We start from the raw sequence: 25,755 nt of genomic DNA on the forward strand, positions 1-25,755 counted from the left end.
CGGATAAGGCGTTACGCCGCATCCGGCACTATATACATCCTCATTTCGCCATCGCCTTCTCGTTCTTTGCCCGTAGCTTTTTCGCCCGACTCTCCAACAGCAAATAACACATCAGCGCCAGCAGTAGCGGAATAAAATAGTACAGCACGCGATACGCGAGCAGGGCAGCAATGATCGTGCCCTGAGACGTATTCTCTCCCGCCAGCAGCGCCATAAACACCGCCTCCAGCACGCCGATCCCCGCCGGAATATGCACAATAACCCCGGCAATACTGCTTACCAGCAGCACGCCAAGCACGAAGAAATAGTTAATATTCTGACCCAGCAACAACCAGATAATCGCCCCCATAACCATCCAGTTAGTCCCGGATATCGCCATCTGCGCGAGGGCAAATTTCCAGGAGGGGAGCACCAGCTTTTGGCCCTTGATGGTGATGTGACGATGTTTAGCGAAGGTGCAAAACCACAGATAAACAACAATAATCAGCAGCAGCGCTATGCCTAAAATGCGCAATGTGCCTTCATCGATATACCAGTGAGCGGGCAGATCGACGACGCCGAAGGTAAATATAAAACCGCCCAGCAGAATATAGCCCAGCCAGTTAGTGGTAATGCTCAGCGAAAAAATCCGCGTTATTGTGCCCCCCGGCAACCCGAGACGCGAGTATAGCCGATATCGCATCCCAATACCGCCCACCCAGGTGCTTAACGTCAGGTTGAACGCGTAACAGATAAACGACACCAGCATGACCTGGCGTTTTGCCAGCTTGTGCCCACAGTAGTAGCGCCCGAGCAGGTCATAACAGCCGTAAAGTAAATAACTGACGATCACCAACCCCACGGCGCTGAGCAGGGCGATCCGGTTGTAATCGCGAATTACCGTCCACACTTCCTGCCAGTTGACTTTGCTGGCATAAACGACCAGCAACACGATCACCGCAATAAAAAATAACCATGTGAGGATCTTTTTCGCTAACCGCCAGCGTCGGTGATTTTTTGCCATCAGGTTTTCCCTCCTGCATCCTCAGTTTGTATACGGTCCTGAGTTTCCAGAGCGGGCTGCGCGGGCGGCTCTACCTCGGCCAGGTGCGGGGTATGCGCCGGAAGCCAGCCGACCAGCGCCGGGAAGTGGCGTAAAAAGTGGAAGGCCAGCACGCTCTTAGTCAGGTTCCACCAGGTGCGTTTTGGCAGCATGGATTCATCAACCCGCTTGCAGTCCTGCGCAATAATAGGGTTCAGGTTGTCGCGCAGGGTCTGGTTAAACGTGCGGTCATGAATAATCAGATTCGCTTCCAGATTCAGCGACAGGCTCAGCGGATCAAGATTGCTGGAGCCCACCGTCGCCCAGTGATCGTCCATCAGCGCCACTTTGCCATGCAGAGGTTTACGGCGGTATTCGTAGACATGGACGCCACCTTTAACCAGATAGTTGTACAGTAGGCGGGCACCCACTTTCACAATCGGCATATCCGGTTCACCCTGCACAATGAGTTTTACCCGAACGCCGCGTCGTGCTGCTTTACGCAGGGCATGCAGCAGGCGATAACCGGGAAAGAAATAGGCATTGGCAATGATCACTTCCCGTCGGGCCTGGGTCAGCATTTTAAGATAGTGGCGTTCAATATCATCGCGATGCTCTTCGTTATCGCGCCAGACAAACAGCGCCTGCGCTTCGCCGGGGCGATGATTGTCGATTGCCCGGTGATGACGTCGCCACCAGCGCCGTACGGCGCTTTGCCCGGGCAGGTTTTCCAGTACAAAGTTCAGAATGTCAGCAACGACTGGACCTTCAACGCGCACGGCGTAATCTTGCTTAGCCTCCGGGCCGTAATCCGACATATGTTCAGCGGAGTAATTGATGCCGCCGACAAAGGCAACACGGTCATCAATGACCACTATTTTTCGATGCATACGGCGAAAGAGATTGGTGCGCATTCCAAACAGACGCGGACGCGGATCGTAGTAGCGGAAAACAACACCGGCTACGGTCAGCTCTTCAACAAAACTGTCGCTCAGATCCGGCGAGCCGTAGCCATCCAGCAGCACCTCTGCTTTGATTCCTCGTCGGGCGGCTTCGAGCAACGCGGCATGCAGCTGTTTTCCTACCGCATCTTCAAACCAGATAAAAGTCTCAAGGATAATTTTTTGCTGTGCCTGCTCAATGGCGTCAAATACGGCGGGGTAGAATTGATCGCCGTTTTCCAGCAGTTGAATTTGATTGCCTTCACGCCAGCCATATTTCATAAATGAATCTCCGCACTCAGAGGGGCATGATCGGACAAATGTCGCCAGTGACGCAGCGCAAGCGTCGTTGGGGTACTGGCATTCGCGTTTTTCACATAGATCCTGTCCAGGCGCAGCAGGGGAAACTGCACCGGAAACGTTCGCGCCGGGCGACCGTGGGCGCGGGTAAAAATCTCGTCAAGGCCAGCTTTGGCTTTCAACGGGCGATTGGCCGTTTGCCGCCAGTCGTTAAAATCTCCTGCGATGACCACGGGTTCCGCGTCGGGCAGGGCGTTGACCCAGTCTGCCAGCATAGCGAGCTGGGCCTGGCGGTGAGCTTCACGTAGGCCGAGATGCACACACATCACATGAATGGGGTGGGAGAGCATTGGCGGTACAATGCGGCAGTAAAGGACTCCGCGCTTTTCACTCGCGCCGACTGACACATCACGATTCTCATAATGCTCAATGGGATACCGCGACAACACCGCATTACCGTGATGTCCTTGCGGGTACACGGCGTTACGCCCGTAGGCGAAGTCGCTCCACATAGTGTCCGCCAGAAATTCGTAGTGCGTGGTGTCCGGCCAGTTTTCCACATGCAGTGGATGCACCTCGTGTGCGCCCATTACCTCTTGTAGGCACACAATGTCCGCACCGACCGTTCTGACGGCTTCTCGCAGCTCAGGCAAAATAAAACGCCGATTGAAGGCGGTAAACCCTTTATGAGTATTAATGGTGAGCACATTGAATGAAAACCGTTCTGTTTGTCTGGCCATGATTCTCCCGTTGGCGTCACTTTCCTGATTAAAATAGTGTAGTCGTCGTCACAAAAAGATGCGGTGTTGCGGAATTTTCCGTAAAGTCCGGTACTCTGAACAATTAGTCGAAAATCCTTCAGGAGAATAGCCATGAGGTGGCAACAACGTGTTCGTGTCGCAACGGGTCTAAGTTGCTGGCAGATAGTGTTGCATTTACTGGTAGTGGCGTTGCTGGTAATGGGCTGGATGAGCGGCAGACTGGTGCATGTCGGCCTGGGATTGTGCGTCGTGTACGGCGTTACGGTTTTATTGATGCTTGCATTGCAACGTCACCACGAACAGCGCTGGCGCGACGTGGCTGATGTGCTGGAAGAGTTGACCACGACGTGGTATTTCGGTGCCGCCATGATCGTGCTGTGGCTGCTGTCACGCGTGCTGCAAAACAACGTCTTGCTGGCACTGGCGGGGCTGGTCATCCTTGCCGGACCCGCCGTGGTCTCGCTGCTGGCGAAGGACAAAAAGCTACATCACCTTGCGTCTAAACATCGCATACGCCGCTGATCCGGTCGTGGCCGCTATCACTAATAGCGGCCACAAGCTTCCCCAGACAATCTGCAGACTCGCATCTTTCAGGTAAATCTGTTTCGTGATGTCCGTAAAATGGCGGATCGGGTTTATCCACGTCAGATTCTGCAACCAGACCGGCATGTTTTCGACCGGTGAGACATAGCCCGAGAGTAAAATCGCCGGCATCATAAACACAAATACCCCGATAAACGCCTGCTGCTGGGTGGCGCACAGTGACGAAATCAGCAGACCAAAGCCAACCAGCGACAGCCCGTAAATCACCATTGTGAAATAGAACAGCCCCAATGAACCGGCAAACGGAATGTGATAAGCCCAGATGCCGATCGCCAGCACAATGGTGGCCTGAAAAGTAGCCACAATTAGCGCGGGCACAGCTTTGCCGATGAAAATCTGCCAGGTGGTAAGCGGGGAAACCAGCAGTTGATCCAGCGTGCCTTGCTCGCGCTCGCGGGCAACCGAGAGTGAAGTAACGATCATTACGCCGATGGTGGTGATCATGGCGATCAGCGACGGAACCACAAACCATTTGTAATCCAGATTCGGGTTATACCAGTTACGCACTACCAGCTCGCTGTTGTTCGGTTTCGGCTTGCCGTCCATCAGCTCCTGCTGATACTCCTTAACGATTTGCTGCAGGTAATTCGCGGCAATTTGTGCGCTGTTGGAGTTACGTCCGTCGAGGATAATCTGCATGGGAGCCTGCTGGAAGGTATCCAGATTACGCGAAAAATTGGCCGGGAAACGCACCAACAGCAGAGCTTTTTGCGTGTCGATGGTGGGCTGGATCTCCTGCGGGCTTTTCAGCAGCAGAACATGCGTAAAGGCGCTGGCGCGGGCGAAGCGCTGGGTAAGCTCAACCGAATGTTTACCGTTGTCTTCGTTATAGATAGCGATAGTGGCGTTGGTGACTTCCAGCGTTGCCGCGAACGGGAACAGGATAACCTGAATCAGCACCGGTAAAATCAGAATGGCTCGCGTCTGCGGTTCGCGTAATAGCGATTGCAGCTCTTTGCGAATTAATGTCCATAAGCGATGAAACATGCCTGTCCTCTCAGTCCAGTTTGTAGGCCTGATAAGCTAAGCGCATCAGGCATAATGCCGGATGGCGACGTGAACGCCTTATCCGGCCTACGGCTACAATTTCCATACACAAATTTAATCCAGCCGACGTTTGGTTTTAAGCCACGTCAGGCCAATAAACATCACCGCCGAAGCGATTAAAAACAGCACGTTGATAATCAGCACCACCGGGATATTGCCCGCCAGGAACAGGCTTTGCAGGGTGCTGACGAAATAACGCGCCGGAATAATGTAGGTTACCGCCCGGATAATCGCGGGCATGCTGTCTATCTGGAAGATAAATCCCGACAGCATAATCGAGGGCAGGAAGGCGGCGTTCAGTGCGACCTGCGCGGCGTTAAACTGGTTGCGGGTGATGGTGGAAATAAGCAACCCCATGCCGAGCGTACTGAGCAGAAACAGGCTGGTAATGAAAAACAGGATCAGCAACGAGCCACGGTAGGGCACGCCAAGAATAAACACCGACACCAGCATACACAGCAGCATCGCCAGCATGCCCAGAAAGTAATACGGGATCAATTTGCACAGCAGCAGCTCGACGCGGGTGACTTCGGTAGACAGCAGAGCTTCCATGGTGCCGCGCTCCCATTCGCGCGCCACCACTAATGAGGTGAGGATGGCGCCAATGACCGTCATGATGATGGTGACCGCCCCGGGAATAATAAAGTGCTGGCTGATGGCCGCCGGGTTAAACCAGTAGCGGGTTTGCACGTCGATCAAAGGTTTGAACGATTCCCCACGATCTTCTGCCCGCTGTTGCTGCCAGATTTGCCAGATGCCTTCGACATAACCCTGCACAAAGTTGGCGGTATTCGGTTCGCTGCCGTCGGTGATCACCTGGATCGGGGCGACATCGTTAGGTCGCGCCATCTGCTGGGCAAAATCCACTGGGATCACCACCAGACCGCGAATGCGCCCGGCCTGCATTTTCTCAATCAGTTCCTGGCGATTATCGCTGATGGTGGCGTCAATATACGGCGAACCGGTCATGGTATGGGTAAAATCCAGCGCCTCTTCACTCTGCTGTTCGAGCAAAATCCCTACCCGCAGCTTGCTGGAGTCGAGGTTGATCCCATAGCCGAAGATAAACAGCAGCAGCAGCGGGATCACCACAGCAATCAGCCAACTGCTGGGATCGCGGACGATCTGGCGCGTCTCTTTCACGCACAGCGCGCGGACGCGACGCCAGGAGAGAGCGGAGTTACTCATGCGTATGCTCCTTATCCCAGTCATTGATTAGCGTGATGAACGCCTGTTCCATGGTCGGGTCCGGCGTGTCGCTGTCGGCAGCCTGAGCCTTCAGGTCGTCTGGCGTACCGCTGGCAATCAGTTTGCCGCGATACACCAGCCCGATACGATCGCAGTATTCTGCCTCATCCATAAAGTGGGTGGTCACCATCACCGTGACGCCTTTTTCCACCATGCTATTGATATGCAACCAGAACTCACGACGGGTGAGGGGATCGACCCCGGAAGTGGGTTCATCAAGGAACAGAATGTCGGGTTCATGCATCAGCGAGCAGGCCAGCGCCAGACGCTGCTTAAAGCCCAGCGGCAGTTCGTCGGTGGCGTGGGAAGCGATACTTTTCAGGCCAAATGCCTCGCTCATACGATCGATTTTCTCCTTCTGCGCCCGACCACGCAGGCCGTAGACGCCGGAGAAAAAGCGCAGATTCTGTTCAACCGTCAGGTTACCGTACAGGGAGAATTTCTGCGCCATATAGCCCAGATGCTGACGCGCTTTGCCGGAGCTGACTTTCAGGTCCATATCCAGCACCAGCGCTTTGCCGGAGGTGGGGACCAGCAGGCCGCACATCATTTTAAAGGTGGTGGATTTGCCAGCGCCGTTGGGTCCTAACAGACCAAAAATCTCGCCGCGCTGCACGGCAAAGTCTACGTGGTCGGTAGCGGCAAAATCGCCAAATTTCTTGGTCAGCGCTTTGGCTTCGATCACCGTTTCGCCAGGCGTGCCTTCCACGGTATGCAGGATAGCGCCCAGCGGGGACTCCGATGTTCCGGCTCCGCCGAGTAAATCGATAAAGGCGTCTTCGAAGCGGGGGGCTGTTTCGTTGATGGTTAGCTCCGGCATGCCGTCAGCGTTTTGGATCTGCTGAGCAGTAGCCTCTTTTTTCAGGATTAAACGGACGGATTTCCCCTGAATCATTCCGTCGCTGACCAGCGGCAGCTTTAACGCGCGTTGCAGCAGTCGGCGGTTGTTTTCCTGTGGACTGCTCATCAGGAAGCTGCGACCTGCCATGGTTTGCGTAAGCTGAGTAGGATCGCCCTGGTATAACAGTTCACCTTCGTTCATCAGCAGCACATCACGGCATTGCTCTGCTTCATCCAGATACGACGTACTCCAGAGGATCAGCATGCCGTCCCCGGCCAACTCGTGGACCATTTGCCACAGTTCGCGACGGGAAATAGGGTCGACACCCACGCCTGGCTCATCCAGCAGCAACACTTTGGGTTCGCCAACCAGCGTACAGGCAAGCCCGAGCTTCTGCTTCATGCCGCCAGAAAGCTTGCCAGCCAGTCGTCCGGTAAATGGTCCCAGCGAGGTGAATTCCAGGAGTCGGGCAAAGGTTTTTTCTCGCGCTTCACCGGTGACGCTGCGTAAGTCGGCATAGAGATTGAGGTTCTCCATGACGGTTAAATCTTCGTACAGACCAAATTTCTGCGGCATATAGCCCAGCACCGCATGTAGTGCGCTGTCGTCTTTGATGGGGTCAAAACCAATCACCGCAGCACTTCCGGCATCAGGTTTTAATAATCCCGCCAGCATTCGCATCAACGTAGTTTTGCCCGCGCCGTCCGGCCCGACAAGCCCGGTCACGTAGCCCGCATGGACGGTACAGTCGAGCGGGGCGACGGCCGGTTTTTCCATTCCGGCAAAGTTTTTCGTCAGCCCTTTAAGCGTAATGACGGCGTCATTCATGCCGTGCCTCATCGCCAAACTTTATCGTTACCGGCATTCCCTGGCGCAGCGAATCGTCCGCGTCGGTGACGACAATTCGCAGGCGATAAACCAGGTCGGTACGCAGGTCAGGAGTCTCGACCGTTTTCGGGGTAAATTCGGCGGTAGGAGAAACGAAGCCGATTTTGCCGTGATACGGTTTGTCCGGGCGGCCATCGGTATAGAGCAGGATCTCACGTCCTGGCTGCGCCTGGCTCAGATTTCGTTCGTCAACGTAAGCACGAACCCAAACCGGACGCGTGAGCGACAGCGTCAGTACCGTGCCCCCTTCGTTCAGCATGCTGCCGGGTTCAACTGCACGGGTGAGAAGCGTGCCGTCAGACGGCGAGGTCAGCGTGGTGTCATGCAAATTAAGCTCTGCCTGTGCCAGCTCGGCCTGAGCTTGTTCGAGCGTGGCTTTTGCCTGCTCGATGTCCTGCACACGATTACCGCTGCGATATTGCGTGAGTTTATCCTGCGCGGATTTCAGCGAAGCTAACGCCTGATCGCGAGATGAACGGGCGTTTTCCAGATCGTTGGCTGAAATGGTGCGGCTTTTCCACAATCCGACCTGCCGATTGTAAAAGTTCTGCGCGTAATCATATGCGGCCTGCGCCTGTTTGACTGCCGCCGCGGTTTGCGCGATCTCTTCTTCGCGATACCCTGCCAGCATCAGATCGTATTGCGCCTGTGCGGCAGCTACATTGGCTTTTGCCTGCATCAATGCGTTTTCATACGGTGCACGGTCCAGTTCACCCAGCACCTGGCCGGCGGTAATCGCATCGCCTTCGTCAACCGCCAGCGAGGCCAGCCTGCCGCCGACACGAAAACTCAGGTTGACGCTACGGATATCGACATTGCCGTATAGCGTCAGGCCGTTATCTTGCCGACTCTGATACCACCACGTTCCACCGGCAATCACGGCAACGAGGGCCGCGATAACCAGCCCGAGAACGACAGGTTTTTTCATGACTCCAGACTCCTTTGCGTTAAACCTTGCAGAATAAGATCGATGTGACAGGTGATCGTTTGGTCAATCAGCGCGGTTTTATCCTCATCAAATTGTGACCAGCCTGTACGCAACAGAATGGTTTCTTTCCCCAGACGAAAAGCCAGCACCTCGCCGAGTATGGCGTGGGTATGCAGAATCATCTGGGTATCGTTGGCATCGCCACCGGTATAGGCGGCAATCAGGCGCGTCAGATGTGTATGCAGCGGATTGATAACCTGGTCGTGCACCAGTTGATAAGCCGCGGTGGGGGAAAGCTGTTCGCGCGAGATAAATTTGCTCAGGTTAACGGTGTCGTCCTGAGTTAACAGCATGATCATATTTTTGCAGGCGCGCAGGATCAGTTCGCGCATCGCGCCACGGTCCGGCTCTGGTTGGGCGAATAAACGCTCGGCCTCTTCAGCGTGCGGGCGAAACTGTGCACCGATAAAATCCGCAATCCACTGGGCGCAGGCGAGATATAAATCCTCTTTTGAGCCAAAATAGTAGGTGATAGCCGCAATGTTTTGCCCGGCCTGTGCAGCGATATCGCGCGTCGTGGCGTGCAGACCATACTCGCCGAATTGCGCCAATGCGGCGGCAATGAGCTGGTTCTTCGCCTGTTCACCTTTGGTTGTCATGGTGGGTGTATTCATGGCACGACTCTGATCTTAATCAATCTATTGATTAAGATTATGACTGATGTGCAGCCTTGTCCAGTCCGAAGCATTATTTTCCAGTGAAGGGATAATTTATGCGGCACATCACAAAAACTGCTACACTCCGCCCCTTCATGACATTGTGGTTTTTGTCATCTCTATTGTATGTATCTCCCTGAAAACGACACCGGTAACGGTCAGGGCGGTTCGGAGTTGTTATGTCTTTTGATTCCCTTGGTTTAAACCCTGAAATTTTACGTGCCGTTGCCGAGCAGGGTTACCGTGAACCTACCCCTATTCAGCAGCAGGCTATTCCTGCCGTGCTGGAAGGCCGCGATCTGATGGCCAGCGCCCAGACCGGTACGGGGAAAACGGCAGGTTTTACCCTGCCGCTGTTACAGCACCTGATCACCAATCAGCCGCATGGTAAAAGCCGTCGTCCGGTTCGTGCGCTGATCCTCACGCCAACCCGCGAACTGGCGGCCCAGATTGGCGAAAACGTCCGTGATTACAGTAAGTATCTGAATATTCGCTCGCTGGTGGTCTTCGGCGGCGTCAGCATTAACCCGCAGATGATGAAGCTGCGTGGCGGCGTAGATGTGCTGATCGCCACTCCGGGTCGTTTGCTCGATCTGGAACACCAGAATGCGGTGAAACTGGATCAGGTTGAGATCCTGGTACTGGATGAAGCTGACCGCATGCTGGATATGGGCTTTATTCACGATATTCGTCGCGTTCTGGCAAAACTGCCGGCAAAACGTCAGAACCTGCTGTTCTCGGCAACGTTCTCTGATGACATTAAATCGCTGGCCGAAAAACTGTTGCACAACCCGCTGGAAATCGAAGTGGCGCGTCGTAATACCGCGTCAGAGCAGGTTACTCAGCACGTTCATTTCGTTGATAAAAAACGTAAACGCGAACTGCTATCTCAGATGATTGGTCAGGGCAACTGGCAGCAGGTGCTGGTGTTTACCCGTACCAAACATGGCGCGAACCATCTGGCAGAGCAGCTGAATAAAGACGGCATCCGCAGTGCGGCTATCCACGGTAATAAATCTCAGGGTGCGCGTACGCGTGCGCTGGCTGATTTTAAATCCGGTGATATTCGCGTGCTGGTAGCGACCGACATTGCCGCGCGTGGTCTCGACATTGAAGAGTTACCGCATGTGGTGAACTACGAGCTGCCAAACGTCCCGGAAGACTACGTGCACCGCATTGGTCGTACCGGTCGTGCGGCCGCTACTGGCGAAGCGTTGTCTCTGGTGTGCGTCGATGAACACAAGCTGTTGCGTGACATCGAGAAGTTGCTGAAAAAAGAGATCCCGCGTATTGCGACGCCAGGCTACGAGCCAGACCCGTCCATTAAAGCTGAGCCGATCCAGAACGGTCGTCAGCAGCGTGGCGGCGGCGGTGGTCGAGGGCAGGGCGGAGCAGGGCGTGGACAGCAGCCGCGTCGTTCGGATGGCGGAGCGCCAAAAGTGAAGCCGCGTAATGGCGAAGGCAAACCGGCAGGTGATAAACCTCGTCCACCGCGCCGTCCGCGCAAACCGTCTGCAGCGCAGTAATTGCGAGCCCGGCCGAAAGGTCGGGCTTTTCTTTTTGCGACACGGGATAGAAAGTGCCACAATAGTGGCTGTTTATACAGTATTTCAGGTTTTCTCATGGCACTTACGGCTGCGCTAAAAGCGCAAATCGCCGCCTGGTACAAGGCGCTTCAGGAACAGATCCCCGACTTTATCCCCCGTGCGCCGCAGCGGCAGATGATTGCTGACGTCGCGAAAACGCTCTCCGGGGAAGAAGGGCGGCATCTGGCGATTGAAGCACCGACCGGGGTGGGGAAAACCCTGTCGTATCTGATTCCCGGTATTGCCATCGCGCGTGAAGAACAAAAAACGCTGGTGGTCAGTACCGCCAACGTCGCTTTGCAGGACCAGATCTACAGCAAAGATTTACCGCTGCTGCGCAAAATTATCCCCGACCTGCGTTTTACCGCTGCGTTTGGTCGCGGACGCTATGTCTGCCCGCGTAACTTAGCGGCGCTGGCCAGCACTGAACCCAATCAGCAGGATCTGCTGGCTTTTCTCGACGATGACCTGACGCCCAACAACCAGGAAGAACAAAAGCGCTGTGCCAGGCTAAAAGGCGATCTCGACAGCTACAAGTGGGACGGGCTGCGCGACCACACCGATATTGCTATCGACGATGGACTCTGGCAGCGTCTGAGCACCGATAAAGCCAGCTGTCTGAATCGCAACTGTCACTACTATCGTGAATGCCCTTTTTTTGTCGCCCGCCGGGAGATTCAGGAAGCTGAAGTGGTCGTGGCTAATCATGCGCTGGTAATGGCGGCCATGGAAAGCGAAGCCGTTTTGCCGGAGCCGAAAAACCTACTGCTGGTACTTGATGAAGGCCACCATTTGCCGGATGTCGCGCGTGATGCGCTGGAGATGAGCGCAGAAATCAGCGCCCCCTGGTATCGACTTCAGTTGGATCTATTTTGCAAATTAGTGGCTACCTGCCTGGAGCAGTTTCGCCCGAAGACCACGCCGCCACTGGCAAATGCCGAGCGTCTGAACGGTCACTGTGAGGAGCTGTATGAGCTGATTTCATCGCTCAATAACATTCTTAATCTGTATATGCCCGCAACCCAGGAGGCAGAACACCGCTTCGCGATGGGCGAATTGCCTACGGAAGTGATGGAGATTTGTCAGCGTCTGGCAAAGCTAACAGAAATGCTGCGCGGTCTGGCGGAACTGTTCCTCAACGATCTCAGCGAAAAAACCGGCACTCACGATATCGTGCGTCTGCATCGGGTTATTTTGCAGATGAACCGGGCGCTGGGCATGTTTGAGGCGCAAAGCAAACTGTGGCGGCTGGCATCGCTCGCGCAGTCGTCAGGCGCACCGGTGAGTAAATGGGCGACGCGCGAGGTGCGTGACGGGCAGATCCACGTCTGGTTCCACTGCGTGGGGATCCGTGTGAGCGATCAGCTCGAACGACTGCTGTGGCGTAGCGTCCCGCATATTATTGTCACTTCCGCAACGCTGCGCTCGCTCAACAGCTTCTCGCGTTTGCAGGAGATGAGCGGTCTGAAGGAAAAAGCAGGGGACCGGTTTGTCGCGCTGGATTCACCGTTTAATCACGTTGAACAGGGCAAAATAGTCATTCCGCAGATGCGCTACGAACCGTTAATTGATAACGAAGAGCAGCATATCGCGGAAATGGCCGCCTATTTTCGCGAACAGCTGGAGAGTAAAAAGCATCAGGGCATGCTGATACTCTTTGCCAGCGGTCGCGCGATGCAGCGTTTTCTTGAGCACGTTACCGATCTGCGCCTGCTGTTGTTGGTGCAGGGCGATCAGCCGCGCTATCGTCTGGTGGAGTTGCACCGTAAACGGGTGGCCAACGGCGAGCGCAGTGTACTGGTTGGGCTGCAATCTTTTGCTGAAGGTCTGGATTTGAAAGGCGACCTGCTGACTCAGGTGCATATTCATAAAATCGCCTTTCCGCCAATCGACAGCCCGGTAGTGATCACCGAGGGTGAGTGGTTGAAAAGTCTGAACCGCTACCCCTTCGAGGTGCAGAGCCTGCCTGCGGCGTCGTTCAATTTGATCCAGCAGGTTGGGCGACTCATCCGTAGCCATGGCTGCTGGGGAGAAGTGGTTATTTATGACAAGCGTTTATTGACCAAAAGCTATGGCAAGCGTTTACTGAACGCGTTACCCATATTTCCGATAGAGCAACCTGCTGTGCCAGACGTTATAGTAAAACCAAAAGAAAAAGCGAAGCCCACGCGCCGCCGTCGGCGTTAACGATGTGAGCAACAGGCAAGGAGTTATCGATGGATTACCGCAAAATCATTAAAGAGATTGGGCGAGGAAAAAATCACGCGCGTGACCTGGATAAGGATACTGCTCGCGGACTGTATACCCATATGATGAACGGCGACGTACCTGACCTTGAGATGGGCGGGGTACTGATTGCGCTACGTATCAAGGGCGAAGGGGAAGCGGAGATGCTGGGCTTTTACGAAGCGATGCAAAACCACACCATTCGCCTGACTCCGCCGGTAACCAAACCCATGCCGATTGTCATTCCCAGCTACAATGGCGCGCGCAAGCAGGCGAATTTGACTCCGCTGCTGGCGATTCTACTGCATAAACTCGGTTTTCCGGTGGTGGTGCACGGCGTTAGCGAGGATCCAACCCGCGTACTGACTGAAACCATTTTCGAACTGATGGGCATTACGCCAACGCTGCATGCCGGGCAGGCGCAGGCAAAGCTGGATGGTCATGAGCCGGTGTTTATTCCGGTGAGCGCGCTGTGCCCTCCGCTGGAGAAACAGCTGGCGATGCGCTGGCGCATGGGTGTGCGTAACAGTGCACATACGCTGGCTAAATTAGCCACGCCGTTTGCTGAAGATGCCGCGCTGCGTCTTTCCAGCGTGTCCCACCCGGAATATGTTTCGCGCGTGGCGAAGTTCTTCGGCGATATCGGTGGGCGCGGCCTGTTGATGCATGGTACCGAGGGCGAAGTGTATGCCAACCCGCAGCGCTGCCCGCAGATAAGCCTGATAGATTCATCCGGTGTGCGAGTGCTACAAGACCGACAGAGCGAGATGCCTGACGAGCCGGTACCGCTACCGGTAGCAAAAGACCCGGAAACCACCGCGCGCTGGATTGAGCGTTGTCTGGCTGGCAGTGAGCCTGTTCCGGCATCGTTGAAAATCCAGATGGCCTGCTGCCTGGTGGCAACCGGTGAGTCCGCCTCACTGGCTGAAGGACTTGCCCGCGTCGAGCAAAGTTTCTAAACCATTTGTTATCCCGACGGGCCTGTTGCCTGGCCTGTCGGTTCTCTCTTTTCGGCAATGTGAAATTTCTGCACGTTTATTGACCTCCAGCGCACCGTGGCGCAGCATAGTTTGTTGAAAAATAAGAAACACAACAAACACGCGACACAAAGGAGATAACAATGAACAGTGGACATCGCTTCCATGTGCCAACGCTGCACGCCTTTATCCAGGCCGTTTTTCATCAGATGGGAAGCAATGATCAGGAGGCGCGGCTGGTGGCCGACCATCTGATAGCCTCTAACCTCGCCGGTCACGACTCCCATGGCATCGGTATGATCCCAAGCTATATTCGTTCATTCTCGCAGGGGCATCTGCAGATCAACCGTCATGCCAAAGTGGTAAAAGATGCGGGGGCGGTGATTACGCTTGACGGCGACTTTGCGTTTGGTCAGGTGGCGGCACACGAGGCAATCACGCTTGGAATCGAAAAAGCGCGTCAGTACGGAATCGCCGCCGTGGCATTACATAATTCGCACCATATCGGCCGTATTGGCTACTGGGCGGAGCAATGTGCGGCGGCAGGTTTTGTCTCGGTACACTTTGTGAATGTGGTGGGGATCCCGATGGTCGCACCGTTTCATGGCCGCGATAGCCGTTTTGGAACCAATCCTTTCTGCGTCGTATTCCCGCGTAAAAATACCTTCCCACTGTTGCTGGACTATGCAACCAGCGCCATCGCGTTTGGCAAAACCCGTGTGGCATGGCATAAGGGCGAGCCGGTGGCTCCAGGATGCCTGATTGATGTGGAGGGTGTTCCCACTACCGATCCTGCGGTAATGCAGGTTTCTCCGCTGGGGTCGTTGCTGACCTTTGCCGAGCACAAGGGGTATGCGCTGGCGGCGATGTGCGAAATTATGGGCGGTGCGCTTTCTGGCGGTAAAACCACACATGAAGAGAGCCTGCAGACCAGCGCGGACGCCATCATTAACTGTATGACCACCATCATTATGAATCCACAACTGTTCGGCGCGTCGGACTGCGACAACCAGGTCGCGGCATTTGCTGAGTGGGTGAAAGCGTCGCCGCATGCTGAAGATGCCCCGATCCTGTTGCCTGGGGAGTGGGAGGTGAATACTCGCGAGGAACGGCTGGAACACGGTATTCCGCTGGATGCCGGAAGCTGGCAAGCGATTTGTGAGGCGGCACTGCAAATTGGGATGCCAGACGCCGTGTTGCAGGAATTCTGCCAACGGCTGGAAAAATAGGCAAAAAAAAGCCCGTCCAGTGGCGGACGGGCAAACAAAGGGTAACAAACAGGGTCAATGAGGGTTGGAGCATTGGGTCGTACAGGTAATCTTTCGGTTATTTATAGATAACCGCGGTGCCGCTCATTTTATCTTTGCCGATAGCGGAAGTGATGCTGTACCCAGTTGCGCCAGCAGCATTCGCTTTCTCAGCCAGTTTGGCTTCCAGGCCGTCCAGCGTAGTGGCACCGTCAGCAGATACCACACCAATTTTGTTCATGTTTTGCGCCTGAGTAGAGGAAACCGGCTCGGCAGCGAAAACGCCAAATGACAGGGTAGACAGGGCGATGGCAGCAACAGCAAATTTGATATTTTTCATGATTAATCTCTCGCAGGGTTGTTCTGTTAGTCAGTGTTCTTTAAGAAGACGTTGTTCCGTCGATGTGATAAGTATCACGTTTTTTTTGGTGAGAGAAAATCGAATAGAATTGACGACATCAATCAAAAAAATTGAATGACAAATAACTTATTGAATATTAATAAATTCGAGTGAGGGATTTACAGTTCTTGTCATTGCGCTTTACAGAGAAGGCGACAACGGCACATTTTGCTACACAGGGTGCAAAAAAGCGTGCTCGTAAAGGAAATCGTATGCGCTGAAACTTTTGGTAAAGATAAGTCAACGTAGCTGGCTGTCTTTCGAACCTCTGCGATTATATCCTGAAAATGATGCGCTATGTGAATCTTTATCCTGTTGGCAGGTGATGCACAAGCGTACCCCTGGCACGGCCTCACGTCTGGCCTGAGGGATAGGATTGCCGCATTCTTCGCATTCATACAGACTTTCCCCCGTCGGTAACTCACCGCGAGCGCGGGCAACAGCATCTTCAATAGTATTGTTGATCTGTTCGTTAACCGCGTCGTCATTTGCCCATCCGGATGCCATGTGTATCTCCTGCTGATGTCTACAGACTAAGTATAGCGAAGGTGATGGCTGAAAAATGACCACGCGCCAGCAGTATCAGATTTCAGACCATTCGCGCAGCAGGTTATGGTAGAGATTGAGTAATGACAGGATCTGGCTGCTCTCCCCATGGCGAGCCTTCAGGGATTGAATGTTTTTATCCAGTTCAAAAAGCATGGCGCGATTTTTGTCGTCACGGACCATCGACTGTATCCACATAAAAGACGCTACACGAACGCCATGGGTCACTGGCGTGACGCAATGTAGGCTGCTGGAAGGGTAAAGCACCAGATCGCCTGCCGGAAGCTTCACCGCATGCTGGCCGTAAGTATCATTGACCAGCAGTTCTCCCCCTTCATAATCATTCGGGTTACTCAGGAATAAAGTTGCGGAAAGGTCCGTGCGCATCCAGCCGTTTTGCGGATGGCTACGCACCGCACCGTCAACGTGAAAACCGTAGGTCTCGTTGTCCTGGTAGCGATTAAACAGCGGTGTGGAGAGCGTTTTCGGTAGTGCTGCGGCGAAGAAAAGCGCGCTGTTATTTACCGCAGTCTGTACCGCCTGTTGTAAAACGCCGTAGCGTTCACTTTGCGTATTCACCTGCTGGTTGTTTTTAACCTGCGCCCCCTGAGCGCCGGTGGTTGCGCGACCATCAACCCAGTCGGCAGCGTCCAGTTGTTCGCGAAACCAGGCTACATCCTGCGCCGACAGAACGCCGGGAATGTGGTACATCATCAGTGTTTCTCCTGAAAGTGGGGCTTACGCCCCACGCGATGGATTAGAAATGCATATTGGCGGTGAGCAGGAAAGTTCTTGGCTCGCCCGGATGATAGCGGTATCCACTCTTGTTTATGGAAGATACATAATCGGTGTCGAACAGGTTATAGACGTTTAGCTGGAAATCGAGATTGCGATTCACGCGATAGCCCAGTTTGGCGTCAGCGACCCAGTAACCTTCAGTGTAGGATGGCGTACCCACCGCACCGTCGGAACCGCGATGCATACTGCCCACGTAGCGAGCGCCTGCGCCAACGGAGATATCATCGGTAGCCTGATACTGGTTCCACAGCGTGAATGCATGTTCCGGTGTATATGGCAGGGAAGAGGATCCATCTTGAGCAACGTTTTTACCGCTGTGGATGGTCGCGCGTTGCTGGGTGTAACCCCCAATAATCTGCCATGCGGGAGTGATGTTACCTGCTACCGAGAGCTCGTAGCCTTCAACGCGTTTCTCTCCGTACTGGGAATAGGTACCGTCGTCGTTTTGCTCAACTTCATTCTCAATATCTGTGCGGAAAATCGCGGCGGTTAACAGCAGGCGCTTATCCAGCACCTCCCATTTGGTGCCGATCTCGCTGGTTTTCGCTTTCTGCGGTTTGAAATCGGTACGGTTCGCACTGTTACCGCTGCCGCCCTGAGCAAGAGCAAAGTTGCTGCCGCCCGGCGGTTGCTGAGAAACGGCATAGTTGATGTACACGTTACCGTTATCGGTCAGGTGATACAGCGCGCCAGCTTTCCAGTTCACCAGATTGCCTGATTTGGCTGTATCCACAGTGGTGACCGGGGAACCTTTGGCCACGCCTGTCGGGCACGCTACTGCGCCGCGACCGGAAGCGCCACAAGCGGTGGCGCTGTCATATTCCGTGCGGTAATTGTCGAGGCGAATACCACCGTTCAGCTCGAATTCACGGGTAATTTGTAGCGTATCAAAAGCGTATACACCGAAGGTGTCTGTTTGCCCGTTAGCGTTGGCGCCGTTACGAGACAATCCGCCGATATTCACGTTGCTGTCGGGGTGATAGATATTCACCGGTGGTGGGGTGATCGGCACCACGCCATAGTTGGTTTGTGTTTCGCGCGTCAGCTCCACGCCGGTGCTGATGTCGTGACCGATGGATCCCGTGTAGAACGTTGAGGTCAGGTTGGTCTGGTTGGTCAAGATCTTATTGCTGACATCCTTGGTATTTGCCAGGCGTGACCAGGTCCAGCTGTCGACGCTGCTGGTGGGTTGGGTGATGTTAGACGCGCCGCCCATCACCGCCGTCATCAGATAATCCTGTTTAATGCGCGACCAGCGGGTGGTGTTGCGAATAGTGGTGCTGTCGTTCAGGTCATGTTCAAAACGTATCGTCGCGGTATCGGTTGTCGAATCGTCGTAATCCGAGTTTGTACCGTAGAAATTATGCGTGTCCACTTTGCCTGAATGATTCAGTGCAGAAGTCCCCGCAGAAGGTGCGGAGTATCCCGGCAGGCCAATGGTAGGGATGCCGCCATCCGGTGTGTTGTGTTGGGTGACATGCAGATAGTTCAGGTACAGTCGGTTCTCAGTCCCTAAGCCAAAAGCGAGAGAGGGGGCCACACCGTAACGTTCATTCTTAACATTATCGCGACCAGCATCATGCGTTTTTTCACCCATCAGGTTTAAACGTGCGGCGGTGGTCTCGCCGATGACCTGGTTAATGTCCAGCGTACCACGGCGGAACCAGGCGCTACCGACGCTGGCCGATGCATCGATTCCTGAGTCAGTGCGTGGCTGCTTGCTGATCATATTGATAGAGCCAGTCGGTGCGCTACGTCCATAGTCGGTACCGGAAGGACCTTTGATTACTTCCACCTGTTCGGTATTGAAGGTGTCGCGCGTGACGCTGCCAATATCACGGATACCGTCGATATAAATACTGTTCGAGGTATCCGCACCACGCATGTAAACCGCGTCACCGGTGCTGGAGTTACCGTTCTCACCGGCGAAAAATGCGCCAACGCCCGGGACGTTTTTCAGCGCGTCGGTCAGATTTGTTGCGCCTTGATCCTTAATCACCTGCTCAGAAATCACCGTCATGGTGCGGGTTGTATCCGCCACCGGACGGGAGAATTTAGGGTCGGCAGACTGTGTTGGGGCGTACAGCGAAGGTTTGGCCGCTTCAACGATCAGAGTGTCTTCTTGTTTTTTATCCTGGTCGTCCGCAGCGACAGCCTGAGCTATAGGGGACAGGCCAATGCACAGACCGGCAAAAAAAGTCAGTGAGTGAAAGCTACTGGACGGCAAGTTGCGATTTTTATCCATGTTAATGAGTGACTTATTATTTTTTGAGTGGACGGTTTCACTCGCGCGAAGGGACATCTCTATGGATGTTATACCCTGCAGGCCTCGCGGAAATGAATGTGTAATTGATAATGATTTTGATAAGCATTACTAATCAGCGCGACGTTTTAGCATTCATTAATTCAAAAATAAATACATTTATTTACATTGGATTCAAAATGCCAACATATTGATTACAAATTGAACTGCAATGAAGTGAACAGCGCGCAGAAAACTGCATCCGGGACGAATGCAGTTGGGCTAAGGAAGGGGGTTACTTATAGATAGTTGCGGTGCCGTACATCTGATTTTTACCGCCAGCAGAATTAACGACAAAGCCTTTTGCCCCTTGCTCTTTCGCTTTCTCTGCCAGCTTGTCTTCCAGGTCGCTCAGATTAGAGGCGCCGGTAGCGGATACGGTGCCGGAAGCTTGTAGCTGACCGGTAGCTGGGCTGGTGTATGGCTGTGCAGCAAAGGAGGCAAATGTCATGCCGGTAAGTACGGTAGCGGCAAGTAATGTGAGGCATTTCTTCATGGTGATATCCTCTGAGAAACAACAGGTGGTGCCTGATAAGTTTAGGCCGCCTGCGGATGATATTTACCGCAAAAAATCGATGATCAGTCGTCTGTTTTTTGAACGATTTATTTGCCATGAAACAGGCATAAAAAATCAAATTTCCTTGATGAGTGTGTTTACCGCGTGGCGTTATGCGGGTATCTTACGCCGCTGTTAAAAGGAGAATGCTATGTCCCCCCAGAAACCGGGAATACACCCACGCAACCGCCACAATGGCCGTTATGATCTTGCGACTTTATGCCAGGTTACGCCCGAGCTGACGCAATTTCTCACCCTCACGCCCGGCGGCGAGCAGAGTGTTGATTTCGCGAATCCGCAGGCAGTAAAGGCGCTCAATAAAGCACTGCTGGCGCATTTTTATGCGGTGAAAAACTGGGATATTCCAGATGGTTTTCTGTGCCCGCCGGTGCCTGGTCGTGCTGACTACATACACCATTTGGCCGACCTGTTGGGTGAAACCAGCGGAACCATTCCGGCAAATGCGAGCGTGCTGGACGTGGGAGTGGGGGCAAACTGTATTTATCCACTGATCGGCGTGCATGAATATGGCTGGCGATTCACGGGTAGTGAAACCAGTAGCGAAGCGTTTAACAGCGCTCAGGCGATCGTCAACGCCAATCCGGGATTAACCCGTGCTATTCGTCTGCGTCGCCAGAAAGATGCAACGGCAATCTTCAACGGCATCATTCACAAAAATGAGCAGTATGAAGCCACATTGTGTAACCCGCCATTCCATGATTCTGCGGCCTCAGCCCGTGCCGGAAGCGAGCGCAAACGCCGTAATCTGGGACAGGACAAAGACGATGCACTGAACTTTGGCGGACAGCAGCAGGAGCTGTGGTGTGAAGGCGGTGAAGTGGCGTTCATCAAGAAAATGATTGCTGAAAGCCAGGCCTTTGGTCGCCAGGTGATGTGGTTTACTACACTGGTTTCTCGCGGCGAGAACTTGCCTCCGCTGTACCACGCATTAACGGATGCGGGCGCGGTGAAAGTGGTCAAGAAAGAGATGGCCCAGGGACAAAAGCAGAGTCGCTTTATTGCCTGGACCTTTATGGATAACGATCAGCGTCGTCGTTTTATGGCGCGTAAACGCTAAAGCGTTGGCTCGGTTGGCGGTAGTGGTTCGCTTGCCGCCGACGCAGGACCATTCCCTGGTGCAGGTAACACTTGATACGTCTGTACCGGGGCGCGTATGTTGGCCAGATCGAAGTATTTCTTCACCTGGCTGTCGAGCGCAAAACGTACCGTCCACTGCTTCAGCGGTAAGGTGGTAAACGAGACCCGTAGCGTGAATGCCGTATTGGTTAATCCTACAATCCCGGCAAACGACGGTTCGCCGATAATCAGCCCGCGAATATCATCTTTTTCCATCACCGCAGCAACCGCGTCTTTCAACGCCTGATTCGCTTTATCCGCATCCTCATGGCGGTCTACGTCGTAATTGGCGACGACCGATCCAATTCCACGCACAAAGTTGGCGAAGGTCGTTATCGATGACCAGGGAATAATATGGTACGCCCCGGTGTCCTGACGCACGCCCACAGAACGAATGGACATTCGTTCAACCGTACCGGTGAGTGGACCGATGGTCACCAGGTCGCCGGTGTTCATGCCATTTTCAAACTGAATAAAAATCCCGGTAATAATATCTTTTACCAGCGTTTGCGAGCCGAAAGAGATTGCTAGCCCCAGCGCCCCGGCCCCGGCCAGCAATGGGGCGATATTAACGCCAATTTCCGACAGCACAATCATGATGGTGATCGTGCTGATGATCACCGCCAGCGCGTTGCGAAACAGCGTCAACAGGGTGCGGGTACGAGCGCTGGGTAGCGGGCGTCCGTGAATATCGGAAGCCAGACGATTTTCAATCAGGCTGGCAAGGATCGTCCAGCCGATGGCGGAGAAGAATAAAATCAGCGCGATACGGATCAGAATATCCACCGTTTTTTCTCCTGCGCCGTAATGCAGCCAGTTCCAGAAGTCGAACAGTCCCCAGGCATTCAATAGCAGCATGACCGCAACGCACACCGTCAGGATCCTGGCCACGCTTAACGCCGTCGACAGCCAGCCATTCAGCCGCTTTTGGAGTTCCGGATAGCTGCGCTGGGTGTGTGGCGAAAGGGTAATAGTTTTGGCTATCCAGCGGGAAAACATGCCGGAAACAAAGGCGGCAATTCCAATGATTACCAGGCTGCGCAGCGTAGCGCCCATCATGAATTTCAGGCTGTTGCCCGGATCAAACAGCGAAAAGAAAAACAGCACAATGAAGTAGGCGCTGGCCAGCCAGTGCCATACCAACGCAAAGGCGCGGATAAACAGGCTGAAAAAAGCTAACGATCTTTCTGCCAGATTCTGTAAATGCAGCGTTATCTCTTTCTTGTTTCTGAAAATCAGGTACAGCGCCCATAGCGTGATACATAGCATGATGATGACGTTGGCCATCGCGCCGACCTGCACATTGACCTGATTGGAGATAATGGGAACGGCAACTATAAGCCCGTAACCAATCAAACTGCTTAATGAACTCAAACGCCGATTCCAGTAGCGCGCACCGGCATCCTGAATGTTAAACGGACGCAGTTCGGCCACTGTTGGGCAAAATATCAGACGCAGAATGGCTTTGAAGAACTCAATCAGGGCAAAGGCATTGAGAAACAGGCTTTGCTGAAAGGCGATGGTGCGACTGCCGGCGTTCATTCTGTCGCTCAGTATCTGCCCGACAAACAATGTCAGCGCCAGCAGAAGCAAATCAATAATGAATGCGCCAACGATCATTGCTGGAAGCTGCAGCCAGTTGCTGCGTTCGCGGTTTTTCCGCCGCGCCCATTGCCCCATTTTGCGATACAGCGGCAGCGCGCACAGGCGGATCAGCCAGTAAAACCCGAACACTGACGCCGCCAGCATTAAAAAATGAGTCAGGGCATTGGTGAACGTTTGCGGGTTAAAGGTCTTGTGCGGTGCATCGGTAATATTGCGATAAAGTTGGGCAAAGCGGCTGGAGAGCGCCTCACCGTAGTGCCGTGTGACATCCGTGACGTTTTCCAGCACCGTTTTTTCTTCTGTTAATGTGGGTGGAACAATGGTTGGCACCGGCTCGGCAGGGGGCGCTGTCGCCACTTTGCGTAACTGATCGATCAGTTCCTTCCGCGAGGCGTCATTTTCCAGCACATCCGCCAGTGCGCCGTAGGCCGCTTTCTTCTGTTCAACATCCGGCTCTTTCGTTGGCGCGGCTTGTGCGTTGGTTGACGTTGGCGAGGTGACGCCAGGTATTGTCACCGCCTGAGCCGGAAGACTCAGCAGACAAACAAAGATGAACAAGATCCAGCGCATGACTCCTCCCATGAGAAAATAAATTCAAAAGGATAAGTATAGATGTCAGAGCGGGAGGGAATTGAAATGAGAGGATTCTGGTGAAAAACCTCCCTTCGGGCGAAGGGAGGTTGAGCTATCAGGAAACGTGCTGCAAGAATTCCTGTAAGCGTTGGCTGGGGGGATTTTCAATCAGGGCCTGCGGATTACCGTCTTCGGCAATTCGTCCCTTATCAATGAAAATCAGGCGTGAAGCCACTTTTTCGGCAAAGCCAATTTCGTGGGTCACAATCACCATGGTCATCCCTTCTTCCGCCAAATCCTGCATCACTTTCAGAACTTCATGACGCAGTTCCGGGTCGAGTGCTGAGGTTGGCTCATCAAACAGCATCATTTTCGGTTTTACTGCCAGCGCACGGGCAATAGCCACACGCTGTTGTTGACCACCGGACAGTTCAGAAGGGTAGTGATGTGCACGTTCGGCCAGACCCACTTTTGCCAGCAGCTCTTTCGCCAGTTTCTCGGCCTGTTCTTTATTCGCCCCGCGTACGCGCTGCGGTCCGAACATGACGTTTTCCAGTGCCGTCAGATGTGGGAACAGGTAGAACTGCTGAAACACCATTCCGGCTTCCTGACGGATTAAGCGCTCGTCTACCTTCGGATCGTTTACTTTCAGACCATCGACGATCAGATCGCCGGAGGTTATCTCTTCCAGCTTGTTAATGCAGCGCAGCAGGGTAGATTTACCGGACCCGGACGGACCGATAATCACCACCACTTCGCCCTGCTGAATGTTCAGGTCAATATTGTGCAGCACCTGAGTTGGACCAAAGTGCTTAGAAACGTTTTTAAATTCAATCACAGGATTTTCATCCTTCTTTCCAGACGACGCAGAATGAAGCTCAGCACCAGCGTAATGATCAGATAGAACACCGCAACGGCGCTCCAGATTTCCAGTGCGCGGAAGTTACCGGCAATGATTTCCTGGCCCTGACGGGTCAGTTCAGCGACGCCAATGACAATAAACAGCGAGGTATCTTTAATGCTGATGATCCACTGGTTGCCCAGCGGTGGCAGCATACGACGCAGTGCGAGGGGTAAAATAACGTGGCGGATAGTCTCTGTGCGTGAAAGTCCAAGCGCCAAACCGGCTTCGCTGAACCCTTTATGGATTGAGAGCACCGCACCGCGGGTGATTTCCGCAATATAGGCCCCGGAGTTGATCATGATGGTGACAACGGCGGCGCTAAAGGGGTCAATGCGTAAATCGTTAAATGCCATTGGCAGAGCGAAGTAAATAAACATTACCTGCACAACGATTGGCGTACCGCGAATGACTTCGATAAACACCAGCGCTACGTGGTTGGCGATCCAACCGCCGAAAGTGCGCGCAAACCCTGCTGCAAGTCCGATTATCAGACCGCCAGCCAGACCGAGGACCGAGATCCACAGGGTCATTTTGGCGCCTTCAATCAAAAGCGGGATGGCGGGCCAGATGGCACTCCAGTCAAACTGCATATGTCGTTCCTGTTACCGTGGTGTAAATATTCAAATGCCCGTTTTGCCGGATGCGCTGTGCTTATCCGGCCTACAGGTCTCAAAAATCCAGGCGTAGGCCCGGTAAGCATCACGCCACCGGGCAACGCTGCCGGTTATTATTTAGGTTCAGTACCGAACCATTTTTTGTAGATTTCGTTGTAAGTACCGTTCTCTTTCAGCGTTTTCAGCGCGCCGTTCACTTTTTCACGCAGGTCATCGCTGCCTTTCGGGAAGGCGATACCGTACTGCTGGGCTTCCAGCGATTCGCCTACAGCTTTGAACTGACCATTGCCAGCTGTTTTGATGAAGTAAAGAATGTTTGGTGTGTCGTGCAGTACAGCGTCTGCGCGGTTGGTGCCCAGTTCCATATATGCGTTATCGATATTCGGGAACTGACGCAGGTCTTTGGTTTTGATATTCGCTTTCGCGTAATCAACGGAACCGGTGCCGCTCTTAACTGCAACGACTTTACCGTCCAGATCTTTTACGCTTTTGACGTCGTTGTTATTCGCTTTCACCATCACTAACAGACCGCTTTTGTAGTAGCCGTCGGAGAAGTCGATCGCTTTTTTACGCTCATCGGTGATGGTGATACCTGCCAGTGCCAGGTCGATATTTTTGGTTTGCAGAGCCGGGATGATGCCGCTGAAATCCATCGGTTTCAGTTCATAATCCAGTTTCAGTTCTTTGGCCACGGCAGCCCACAGATCCACATCAAAACCAACGTATTTGTCACCCTGTTTGAATTCAAACGGTACAAACGCGGTGTCGGTTGCGACAACCAGTTTCTTATCTGCGGCATGGGAGGACACCGCAAAAGCCAGGGTAAGTGCAGCCAGTGAAACTTTTAATACAGACTTCATAGGATTTCCTTTTATATCCACGGGGCGATCCCCTGCGAGAACATATGGCTTAATGAAAAAATCGTGCCAATTTTGCAACTCATTGTTTTAACAAGAGGGTGTCTCGTTTTTCTGCACAATAAGTAGGGCA

At 53.6% G+C, this 25,755-nt stretch carries 23 protein-coding genes; 6 read left to right on the plus strand and 17 right to left on the minus strand.

Annotated elements, in window-relative coordinates:
• Positions 1-40: 40 nt before the first annotated feature.
• The 3 genes from OGY33_RS04405 to OGY33_RS04415 are packed head-to-tail and all read right to left on the minus strand — an operon-like array spanning position 41 to position 3,002.
• The gene (locus OGY33_RS04405; protein ID WP_191238734.1) at positions 41-1,003 is read right to left on the minus strand and encodes a lysylphosphatidylglycerol synthase domain-containing protein; all 963 of its coding nucleotides are present in this window, start codon (positions 1,001-1,003) and stop codon (positions 41-43) included.
• Positions 1,003-2,244, minus strand: coding sequence for a cardiolipin synthase ClsB (clsB, locus tag OGY33_RS04410; protein WP_032942766.1), 1,242 nt, complete (start codon positions 2,242-2,244; stop codon positions 1,003-1,005). Before clsB ends, OGY33_RS04405 begins: the two co-directional genes overlap by 1 nt.
• A complete protein-coding gene (locus tag OGY33_RS04415) occupies positions 2,241-3,002 on the minus strand; it encodes an endonuclease/exonuclease/phosphatase family protein (RefSeq protein WP_048214630.1) in 762 nt (253 codons plus the stop codon). Before OGY33_RS04415 ends, clsB begins: the two co-directional genes overlap by 4 nt.
• Before the next feature lie 132 nt (positions 3,003-3,134).
• Here OGY33_RS04415 and OGY33_RS04420 point away from each other — a divergent pair, with 132 nt between their 5' ends.
• On the plus strand, positions 3,135-3,545 hold the full coding sequence (locus OGY33_RS04420; protein ID WP_003831542.1) for a YbhQ family protein: 411 nt from the start codon (positions 3,135-3,137) through the stop codon (positions 3,543-3,545).
• On the opposite strand, the gene OGY33_RS04425 is transcribed toward OGY33_RS04420, so the two are convergent.
• From OGY33_RS04425 to cecR, 5 genes are all read right to left on the minus strand, one after another.
• On the minus strand, positions 3,507-4,613 hold the full coding sequence (locus OGY33_RS04425; protein ID WP_008784194.1) for an ABC transporter permease: 1,107 nt from the start codon (positions 4,611-4,613) through the stop codon (positions 3,507-3,509). The two genes, OGY33_RS04420 and OGY33_RS04425, sit on opposite strands and share 39 nt — an antisense overlap.
• A gap of 114 nt (positions 4,614-4,727) precedes the next feature.
• Positions 4,728-5,861: an ABC transporter permease gene (locus OGY33_RS04430; protein ID WP_003831545.1), complete on the minus strand. Its 1,134-nt coding sequence runs from the start codon at positions 5,859-5,861 to the stop codon at positions 4,728-4,730.
• Positions 5,854-7,590 carry an ATP-binding cassette domain-containing protein gene (locus OGY33_RS04435; RefSeq protein ID WP_149607121.1) on the minus strand — a complete coding sequence of 579 codons (1,737 nt, stop codon included), beginning with the start codon at positions 7,588-7,590 and terminating at the stop codon, positions 5,854-5,856. Before OGY33_RS04435 ends, OGY33_RS04430 begins: the two co-directional genes overlap by 8 nt.
• Positions 7,583-8,578: a secretion protein HlyD gene (hlyD, locus tag OGY33_RS04440; protein ID WP_003831548.1), complete on the minus strand. Its 996-nt coding sequence runs from the start codon at positions 8,576-8,578 to the stop codon at positions 7,583-7,585. Before hlyD ends, OGY33_RS04435 begins: the two co-directional genes overlap by 8 nt.
• Entirely contained in the window at positions 8,575-9,252 is a 678-nt protein-coding gene (gene cecR, locus OGY33_RS04445) for a transcriptional regulator CecR (RefSeq protein WP_003831550.1), read from the minus strand. The genes hlyD and cecR overlap by 4 nt, the downstream gene beginning before the upstream one ends.
• Before the next feature lie 221 nt (positions 9,253-9,473).
• On the opposite strand from cecR, the gene rhlE reads away from it, so the two are divergent.
• The 4 genes from rhlE (at position 9,474) to OGY33_RS04465 (ending at position 15,312) form a co-directional block, all read left to right on the plus strand.
• Positions 9,474-10,820 carry an ATP-dependent RNA helicase RhlE gene (gene rhlE / locus OGY33_RS04450; RefSeq protein ID WP_191238733.1) on the plus strand — a complete coding sequence of 449 codons (1,347 nt, stop codon included), beginning with the start codon at positions 9,474-9,476 and terminating at the stop codon, positions 10,818-10,820.
• A gap of 96 nt (positions 10,821-10,916) precedes the next feature.
• On the plus strand, positions 10,917-13,067 hold the full coding sequence (gene dinG / locus OGY33_RS04455; protein ID WP_191238732.1) for an ATP-dependent DNA helicase DinG: 2,151 nt from the start codon (positions 10,917-10,919) through the stop codon (positions 13,065-13,067).
• 29 nt (positions 13,068-13,096) lie between these two features.
• Complete coding sequence (gene ybiB / locus OGY33_RS04460; protein WP_048214626.1) at positions 13,097-14,065, plus strand: DNA-binding protein YbiB; 969 nt, start codon at positions 13,097-13,099, stop codon at positions 14,063-14,065.
• A 161-nt stretch (positions 14,066-14,226) separates the two neighbouring features.
• Entirely contained in the window at positions 14,227-15,312 is a 1,086-nt protein-coding gene (locus tag OGY33_RS04465; protein ID WP_191238731.1) for a malate/lactate/ureidoglycolate dehydrogenase, read from the plus strand.
• Positions 15,313-15,409: 97 nt separating this feature from the next.
• On the opposite strand, the gene ybiJ is transcribed toward OGY33_RS04465, so the two are convergent.
• The 5 genes from ybiJ to mcbA form a co-directional block, all read right to left on the minus strand.
• Positions 15,410-15,670, minus strand: a complete 261-nt coding sequence (gene ybiJ / locus OGY33_RS04470; protein ID WP_003831561.1) for a DUF1471 family protein YbiJ — start codon at positions 15,668-15,670, stop codon at positions 15,410-15,412.
• Between the two features lie 300 nt (positions 15,671-15,970).
• Positions 15,971-16,237 (minus strand): DksA/TraR family C4-type zinc finger protein, encoded by a 267-nt coding sequence (locus tag OGY33_RS04475; RefSeq protein WP_008784204.1) that lies wholly within the window; start codon positions 16,235-16,237, stop codon positions 15,971-15,973.
• Between the two features lie 75 nt (positions 16,238-16,312).
• Positions 16,313-16,990, minus strand: coding sequence for a PKHD-type hydroxylase YbiX (ybiX, locus tag OGY33_RS04480; RefSeq protein WP_149607127.1), 678 nt, complete (start codon positions 16,988-16,990; stop codon positions 16,313-16,315).
• A gap of 43 nt (positions 16,991-17,033) precedes the next feature.
• On the minus strand, positions 17,034-19,319 hold the full coding sequence (locus tag OGY33_RS04485) for a catecholate siderophore receptor Fiu (protein ID WP_103015156.1): 2,286 nt from the start codon (positions 19,317-19,319) through the stop codon (positions 17,034-17,036).
• A 292-nt stretch (positions 19,320-19,611) separates the two neighbouring features.
• On the minus strand, positions 19,612-19,872 hold the full coding sequence (gene mcbA, locus OGY33_RS04490) for a DUF1471 family periplasmic protein McbA (protein WP_003035239.1): 261 nt from the start codon (positions 19,870-19,872) through the stop codon (positions 19,612-19,614).
• Positions 19,873-20,083: 211 nt separating this feature from the next.
• Here mcbA and rlmF point away from each other — a divergent pair, with 211 nt between their 5' ends.
• Positions 20,084-21,010: a 23S rRNA (adenine(1618)-N(6))-methyltransferase RlmF gene (rlmF, locus tag OGY33_RS04495; RefSeq protein ID WP_103015137.1), complete on the plus strand. Its 927-nt coding sequence runs from the start codon at positions 20,084-20,086 to the stop codon at positions 21,008-21,010.
• On the opposite strand, the gene ybiO is transcribed toward rlmF, so the two are convergent.
• From ybiO to glnH, 4 genes are all read right to left on the minus strand, one after another.
• Positions 21,007-23,244 carry a mechanosensitive channel protein gene (gene ybiO / locus OGY33_RS04500; RefSeq protein ID WP_191238730.1) on the minus strand — a complete coding sequence of 746 codons (2,238 nt, stop codon included), beginning with the start codon at positions 23,242-23,244 and terminating at the stop codon, positions 21,007-21,009. The genes rlmF and ybiO overlap by 4 nt on opposite strands.
• A gap of 118 nt (positions 23,245-23,362) precedes the next feature.
• A complete protein-coding gene (gene glnQ, locus OGY33_RS04505; RefSeq protein WP_003035246.1) occupies positions 23,363-24,085 on the minus strand; it encodes a glutamine ABC transporter ATP-binding protein GlnQ in 723 nt (240 codons plus the stop codon).
• On the minus strand, positions 24,082-24,741 hold the full coding sequence (gene glnP / locus OGY33_RS04510; protein ID WP_003035248.1) for a glutamine ABC transporter permease GlnP: 660 nt from the start codon (positions 24,739-24,741) through the stop codon (positions 24,082-24,084). Before glnP ends, glnQ begins: the two co-directional genes overlap by 4 nt.
• A gap of 137 nt (positions 24,742-24,878) precedes the next feature.
• Complete coding sequence (gene glnH, locus OGY33_RS04515; RefSeq protein WP_003035251.1) at positions 24,879-25,625, minus strand: glutamine ABC transporter substrate-binding protein GlnH; 747 nt, start codon at positions 25,623-25,625, stop codon at positions 24,879-24,881.
• Positions 25,626-25,755: the final 130 nt, after the last annotated feature.

This window comes from Citrobacter sp. Cpo032 (genome assembly GCF_030332975.1).
Classification (GTDB): Bacteria; Pseudomonadota; Gammaproteobacteria; order Enterobacterales; family Enterobacteriaceae; genus Citrobacter; species Citrobacter portucalensis.